General features: G+C 60.1%; 4 protein-coding genes. 2 read left to right on the top strand and 2 right to left on the bottom strand.

Features of this window, described 5'->3' with window-relative positions; genetic code table 11:
• Nucleotides 1–17 precede the first annotated feature (17 nt).
• Nucleotides 18–350: a hypothetical protein gene (locus tag AC50X9_RS19580; protein ID WP_494896411.1), complete on the top strand. Its 333-nt coding sequence runs from the start codon at nt 18–20 to the stop codon at nt 348–350.
• A gap of 357 nt (nt 351–707) precedes the next feature.
• Nucleotides 708–4,403 carry an anti-phage protein Upx-like protein gene (locus AC50X9_RS19575; RefSeq protein ID WP_494896409.1) on the top strand — a complete coding sequence of 1,232 codons (3,696 nt, stop codon included), beginning with the start codon at nt 708–710 and terminating at the stop codon, nt 4,401–4,403.
• A gap of 113 nt (nt 4,404–4,516) precedes the next feature.
• Here AC50X9_RS19575 and AC50X9_RS19570 read toward each other — a convergent pair whose 3' ends face one another.
• Together AC50X9_RS19570 and AC50X9_RS19565 are read right to left on the bottom strand one after the other, a co-directional pair.
• Entirely contained in the window at nt 4,517–5,056 is a 540-nt protein-coding gene (locus AC50X9_RS19570) for a hypothetical protein (RefSeq protein WP_494896407.1), read from the bottom strand.
• A 684-nt stretch (nt 5,057–5,740) separates the two neighbouring features.
• Nucleotides 5,741–6,055 carry a hypothetical protein gene (locus tag AC50X9_RS19565; RefSeq protein ID WP_494896405.1) on the bottom strand — a complete coding sequence of 105 codons (315 nt, stop codon included), beginning with the start codon at nt 6,053–6,055 and terminating at the stop codon, nt 5,741–5,743.
• Between the last annotated feature and the right edge of the window lie 628 nt (nt 6,056–6,683).

Genomic DNA, 6,683 nt, shown 5'->3' with positions numbered 1-6,683 from the left:
TCCCTACACGTGTCGCCGTGGCCGCGCTACCCAACGCCGGCCTCACTCCCGGAGCGCTAATAAAGCGCGCGTCTATTGCAGCAGCCGAGCATGTCCAGGTCGACCGCATCCACGCGGCCGAGAAGATTCTGAGGCTCTACTTCGAGCGATTCTTCGCTGAGCGCGCGCAGACCAGCGAGGACATGTTCGTCCGCCTCGACCAGGCTATGGACTCAGGGGACCCCCAAATGGTTCACGCCGTCGTCCGGGGCATCGTCGATCTCGCCCAGTCTTCGCCGCTCGCTGGCCTGGACGACTTTGGCAAGTTCTGGGCAGAACTCGGCACCGACGCCAACCCCGTTGAACTGTAAGACGGTGTAGGAATCTCCTTCATCGGAGGACCTCGAACTCTACCCGGACACACCCGCGACCACGCCGATGCAAGCTCTGTCTGACGGTTGGTCCCTGCCCAGATACGAATCGTAGATCAGGGTCGGGTCGAAGCGGTTACGGCTGACGGCACCATTCTTGGCTGATGCAGGACTGTGCCCGTCGAGCAGCACGCCCCACTAGGTATTGAGGGCAGCGATCCCGGCGCCCTAAGTCCGCAGTTACCGTTCGACGAGCGTGACCGCGGCTCGCCCTACCCGTTCAACGCAATATCTCGTGTCGCCCCCGAAACGTCGGTGCACTGTGAAATGCTGGCACCGCGCAATAAGGGGGATCACTTGCAAGACTTTTTCGCCGACTCTGAGGCCATGGGATGGGCTGAGCACTTGATGCGGGCAGGGGTATCGAACATCATTCCGCAAGGCGGAGCCTGGGACGAGGTGGACGGCCCTGCGCTACTCGCAGCAGCCAGTTCTCTGCAGCTCGTGCCGGCCAACGTGCATTTCCTGACTCGACTTCAGAGGTTGGCAGCGGTAGCCGCACGCCTTCCTGTCCGGCCCCAAGCTCGGCGCCTCTCCTCCTCGACAGTGAAAAAGCTGTTGGCGGATCCCTTCGTGTCCGGATCTGACGTGCGACAGCAGGAAGATCGGTATGAAGGGATCTACGTCACGGAGGTGCCGTATACCGGCGGGGCACGGCGCGTTCTGGAAGGGATCTCGGAGGGAGGAGGCGCCCGCACCGCCTCGTCTTTGTTGGCAGCAGTAGTCGGTTCCGCTAGGGACACGTTCCCCGCCGGATACGTCGTACGCGTTAAAGCGTTGGCCGCGTGCCTTCTTGACCTCAGCCACAGCGTCGCCAGTACTGCGGGGCTTGAGCGCGGTTCCGTTACGCTGCATCGGGGCCAGGCCGTGACCGTTCCGGGCGCCCAAAAACTTGCTGATCTGTCCGCATACGTCCAGTTCGATACGGCGCGGCTCTGGGCCGGCATACCTGATTACGTGCGGGAGTACCTCGAGGACCAACTCGTTCAAACCGGAGCCGAAATCCCTGATTGGTGCGAGGGCGATCTCATCGACGACGGCATCATCCTCAAGCCGCTGATCAAGTCCGGATCTGTAGTGACACTGGCATCTCCCGGGCACTTGCTGGCGTGCCTCCGTCACCACATCATCCACGAAAGCTACGAGTGGGGATGCTCGACTACCCTGGCTCACGCCCTGCGTGACGTCACCGCACACGAGGCCCGCAGGCTTCTTCAGTCCATACCGGACGAGCCGCTGGAGTTCACCGAGTCCGGAGATGGGTACCTCCGCGGCAGCACAATGTTCGATCAGGACAAGACCCTGGACGTCATCTGTCTAGTGGATGACCTGACCGACTACAACCCGTCGGCAATCTTCCAGCACTGGCGGGTCCCTGCGCTCTCCGAAAGCATCCACGAAGTATTCTCAGCATCCGACACGCCACCGGAAAAAACGCTTCGCATTGTTGCGTATCAGGGGGTCGGCAGGGACATGGCGTTCGGGATACCGAACACAGAAACCTCAACTCCTACCTTGTTGCTTCCGATGGATGACCTGGAAACAATCCTCCAATCTCCAGGAACCGACAAGATGACCCTCTGGTACTTTGCCCTGGCCCGGGAACGCCTCGAACGGGAAGCGAGGGTCCTGGCGTTTTCTGCTGTCGACGTGTTCTCCTTCTACCGGGATCACGACGACAGTTTTTACATGGGCGACGAAGCAAGGCCAACCATGGTCAGTTTCGACGTGGGATACGGACAACAACTGAGGATCGACAACTACCGGAGAATCGACCGGCATTGGGTGATTGACCCCAAAGCCAGGGTCCTGTCAGAGGCATATGCCCTTCATGGGCGCGAATCAGCACCGCTCTACTTGGTCCTTGGCGCTTCACAGGCATCGATTATCGTTGCAACCGGCGAACGCCGTGTATGGGTCCGTCTGGGGCGAGACCACGGCGGAACGGCGACATCGACCTATGATCTCGGCCAGGCGGTGGCCTACTGGTTGTGGCAACTGATGACTGTGCGCCCATCGTTGCCAGCAGCTAACGGTGACGACGGCATTCTTGAAGTCGACGTGACAACGCGTCCCTCCAGGATGGAATTTTCGGGGGACCAGGATGACGAATCGCGGTGGATTTCGGCGCAGATGGTCGAGTCCGGGCGCTTGACGTTGACCTTCAGTGCCCCTCCCCCGCCTGAGGCCGACGATCCGCCCAACTACCTGGACCGTCATCTGGTAGCGACCCTGCTTGAAACCCTGGCCCCGGACGAGCCTGCAGGTGCAGCGTTGAAAGCTCTGCTAAATATGGTGGTTCCTCCCGGTCCAAAGCAGATGATTCATGTCTACGGTGGCGGGACGCTGGTTACCGAATGGGCCGGCAATTTGCCAGACGCACGTCGAGTCCAATCTGCTCCTGTCGCCAAGGTTTTAGATGACTTAGGCGCCTTTCTTACAGACGAGCAAGGCCTTTTGCCGGGCCCAATCGGCAAGGATCAACGAACCAGCTTCCTCAACGAGAAGGTCACCCGGTGGCTGATGGATCAGCTCCACGAAACAGTCGGCGCCCTGAGCGGCGAGGGTCTTTTGGAGAAGCTGGTTACCCTGGACGAAGCTCTTAGCTCCGAAACGGCGCGGGAGCCTGCGCAACTGCGGGCGCGGCTGGCCTGCTTCGGAACCGGCGACAACCAGGTTCAGAGGCTTCAAGACCAACAAACTGAAGCCGTTGCGTCATCATTGGCAAGTCGCTTCCTCATCGAATACGTCACAGCTGTAGCGCCCTCGGGAACCCTTCCGCTCACCAACGAGGCATACGACCACATGCTCGCCCTTGGCAGCGAGATCATCAACAAAGGGATGCTGTCCGACGCCATCCGGCACAACATATCCGACGCCGAGGTATCAATACTTGGCTCCGGACGACTGGGAATTTCACGCGACGAAGACAGATATCACCGCGCGCTCACGCATTTCGGCGACACCCGGGCACAGTTGACGTTCGAGGCTGCTATCGCCGACCTGAAAGAGGCAGCAGGTAATGACATCTACTCCCTGCCGGACGCTGATGCATTGGCCGAGCTTGAGTTCGGCTTCACCTTCACGGATCTGGGAGAGGCCTGCGGCCACATTATCTCCATTGGAGACGACGACGGCTTCAGGGACGTTTTCACGGTCACCGAAGCAGGCATCCGAGAGAAACTCACGACAGAGGCTGGATGGGATGACACTAAAGTCGAGGCCCTTCTCAATGCCCTCACACTGATTCCCAGGGCAGCCACAGCGGAGGAATACTGGAAAGCCGGAACCTCCGTTTTCCCATGGCGCTTCAATCGTGACCTGTCCTACCTCAGGCGCCCCCTTCTACAGACCGGCCCCCAAGACGCAACAGAGATAGTCGCGGGCCGGCGGCGGCTGTGGCAAACCGCTTCGTTCTGGCTGGATCAGTTCAAGGCGGGCAGGTTGCAGGCCAAGACGAAACCCATGAAGACCGCCTTGAACAAAATCAGAAGCGCCAAAGGCGACTCCTTCGAATTGACCGTGGCAAATGGCCTGAAAGCAGCCGCGTTGACTGGAGTGAGGAGTCGTCTTAGCCGAATAGGCCGCCACGACTTCAGGAACATTGACGGAGCCGATCTGGGAGACATCGATGCCATCGGGGTCGACGAACGCCACCGGCGCATCTACGTCATCGAGGCCAAGGACTTTGAAGTCGCCAGAACCCCTGCCGAACTGGCCAACGAAATCGACAACCTGCTCAAGTCCGACAAAGCGGCAGTAAAACGACTTGCACTCAGAGCGGACTGGGTTCGGAGACACGTTGCCCCGACACTCAACGAACTCGGGATTGCAGCGCTCAAGGGTAGTTGGACGGTCGTTCCACTCGTTGTGGTGGATGAACGACTCTTGTCTGCCCGCCTGTCGATGTCTGAAACGCCCATAATCAGCATCGCGGAACTGGAGGAGTATGTGCGCGCCGCTAACACTGAGGCCGGGCCCCGCAGGCGCTAATTCGCCGTTACAGCCCGCACCATTCACTCTGGGAGAGACCCCGTGCGGCTCAGTCATCGATCGGAAAGTGACTTGCCGCTACGTCCTCAGACCAGCGGGGCTATGTGGTCTGTCTAGACGTTGCCGTCCCAGTACTGCTGTACGTCGCCCCGTGGGTACCAACCGGCGGGAACACCGGGATGTGGCGGCTGAGGGGTGGCAATAGTAGTAGTCGAAACAAGGCGAGCAACCTTCATTGCGGGCAGTTTCACTTCCGCATGTGATCCTGACGGGATGGCCGGGGCTGGAAGTGGCACCAAGCTCGGCGTGCTGGGTTCCGCCGCCGCTGCAGACTTCGCCTGCAGTTTGGAGGTGACCTTGAAGTAGATTGCGAGTCCGATGACGATCAAAACTCCTAGGGGGATCCCGTACGTGAAGCTGAAGCTGAAGACGGCAATCATGACCCAGAAGGCCAACAAGAACCAGTCATGAGTTACGGGCTTCGGCGTCGGCCTTGGGGCGACCTCTGACGGCGACGCCGCCGTGCCCGAAGTGCGCTGGCTAGCCAGGCCACTGGCCGCCGCATTGTCCACCGTCTTGACGATGTCCCGGGCGACAGCCTTGACGCCACTGGGTGGAAAACAGATCTTGAATGCAGTTCGCATCAGCCACATGAAATAGTCCTCTAACTCTGGGTCGGGAAAATCTTCGCCCGACCCTCACTAATTGGTGTGTACCGGGGTCTCACGCCGGACGAGGTCCGGCAATACCCGACGCAGTTCGGAGTCGGCCGGCGAACGAGCGAAGCTGTGGCATCCTCAAAACATGAACGCACCGGACCAGGCATCCCAAGTCTTGGACCTGAAGGCCTGGGAGACACTTTGAGGCTCCCACGCCGCCTACATGTCAGCGACATCGCCGACATACGACGAGGTCCTCACCAAAAGCCCCACGCGCAACAACAACACCGCTCCAGTCGACTACGCCCTCCGGAAACACCGGCACCGCTCCAGTCGACGGAATAGTGTCGACGGCTTCGCGGGTGCTGGTTTTGATCACAAGGGTACTCTTGGCGGCGGATTCCTAGCAGCAAGACGGCTGCATGGGCGCGGGGCTGACCCTCGAGATACTGCGTGGCGCGCTCACCGCTTTTCGCAGCTCCTGCGGCCATTTGCTCGCCGGCAAACCTCACCGCCTGCGAGGCCGGACGGCCTCTGAACCGCTGAGCATTGCGTCATGCTTCGAGCTCGTAAGCCGAGGGTTCAGTCATGCCGCACGTGTAATAGCCCAGTTGGGTTCTGACGTGCATGTCCTTTTGGACGCCCCAGGGCGGTGCGTACGACGTTAGGTCCTGGGACCTAATAAAGGAACTCGTGCTCGCCTACCTCGCCGCGCCTCTGAGCGACTTTCATGGCGACCCGCACTGCTTTGACCCGGATGTAATTAAACGTCCTGACGACTTCTCCCGGCGACGCGTTGCTCTTCTCCAGGGACCACCGGACCAGGCGGTCGTACTCCTCACGCTCCTCAATGTCCTCAGGCAGGGAGTTCTCGGGCAGGGACGCCATGTAGGCGTCGGCAAGGCTGTGGCAGTGCTCCCCTGTGTAGTAGTTTTTTACAAAACCGGCCTCCATGGCCGCGGCCAGTTCTGCGCTATAAGCGTTGGCTTTCATTCAATACTCCTCTGTTGAAACCTGCTAATCACTGCCAGGCAGCCTAGCCGAGGGGGCGTTCCTGCTGCATTCCGTCATCGACGACGCCGTGGATGTCCATCATGCCGTTCCGGCGGGACCCCATCCCTTGACAGATCCCACCTCGTTATCGAAGACGCCACCCTTCCAGATGGGAAACGATTTTTAAGACTACTAAGTTGAAAGTTCGTGCACGGAAGACGTCCGCTTTACCCCGCCATCGCCGAAACGCGCACCCGATTCAACGCCTCAGCGAGCAGATCCACATCCGCCTCCGGGAACAAACTTTCCGGCCCGGCAGGGGCAGAGTCGCTGTAAGGAGACTCGTAGAGGGATCGAGGGGCGGGGCAGCGGCCCTAGCCGTTGCGGCTGCCGCTGGGAAAGGTTCGTGGAGGACGACGTCCTGCCGCTCCTTTCAGTCGCCGGAAGAGCCCAAATCGGGCGGGAACACTGCTAGATGCCAGCGCAGTAGTCCGGCATCCCTGCATTCTCGGCCGAGTCGCAGCCCGTCTAGGAGCGTGGGTCAGTAGTCGTTAAAACGCCGGGTGATATTCCGGGTCCTTGGCGTGGGGGCTGGAAGAATCGGTGGATGACTTCCGATTTCCAGGAT

It is taken from the genome of Pseudarthrobacter sp. HLT1-3, from assembly GCF_059383535.1.
This window is presented reverse-complemented; position numbering and strand designations above follow the sequence as displayed.

Excerpts from the sequence above, each read along its gene's own strand:
- AC50X9_RS19570 (WP_494896407.1), bottom strand. The coding sequence starts at position 5,056 with ATGTGGCTGATGCGAACTGCATTCAAGATCTGTTTTCCACCCAGTGGC.
- AC50X9_RS19565 (WP_494896405.1), bottom strand. The coding sequence starts at position 6,055 with ATGAAAGCCAACGCTTATAGCGCAGAACTGGCCGCGGCCATGGAGGCC.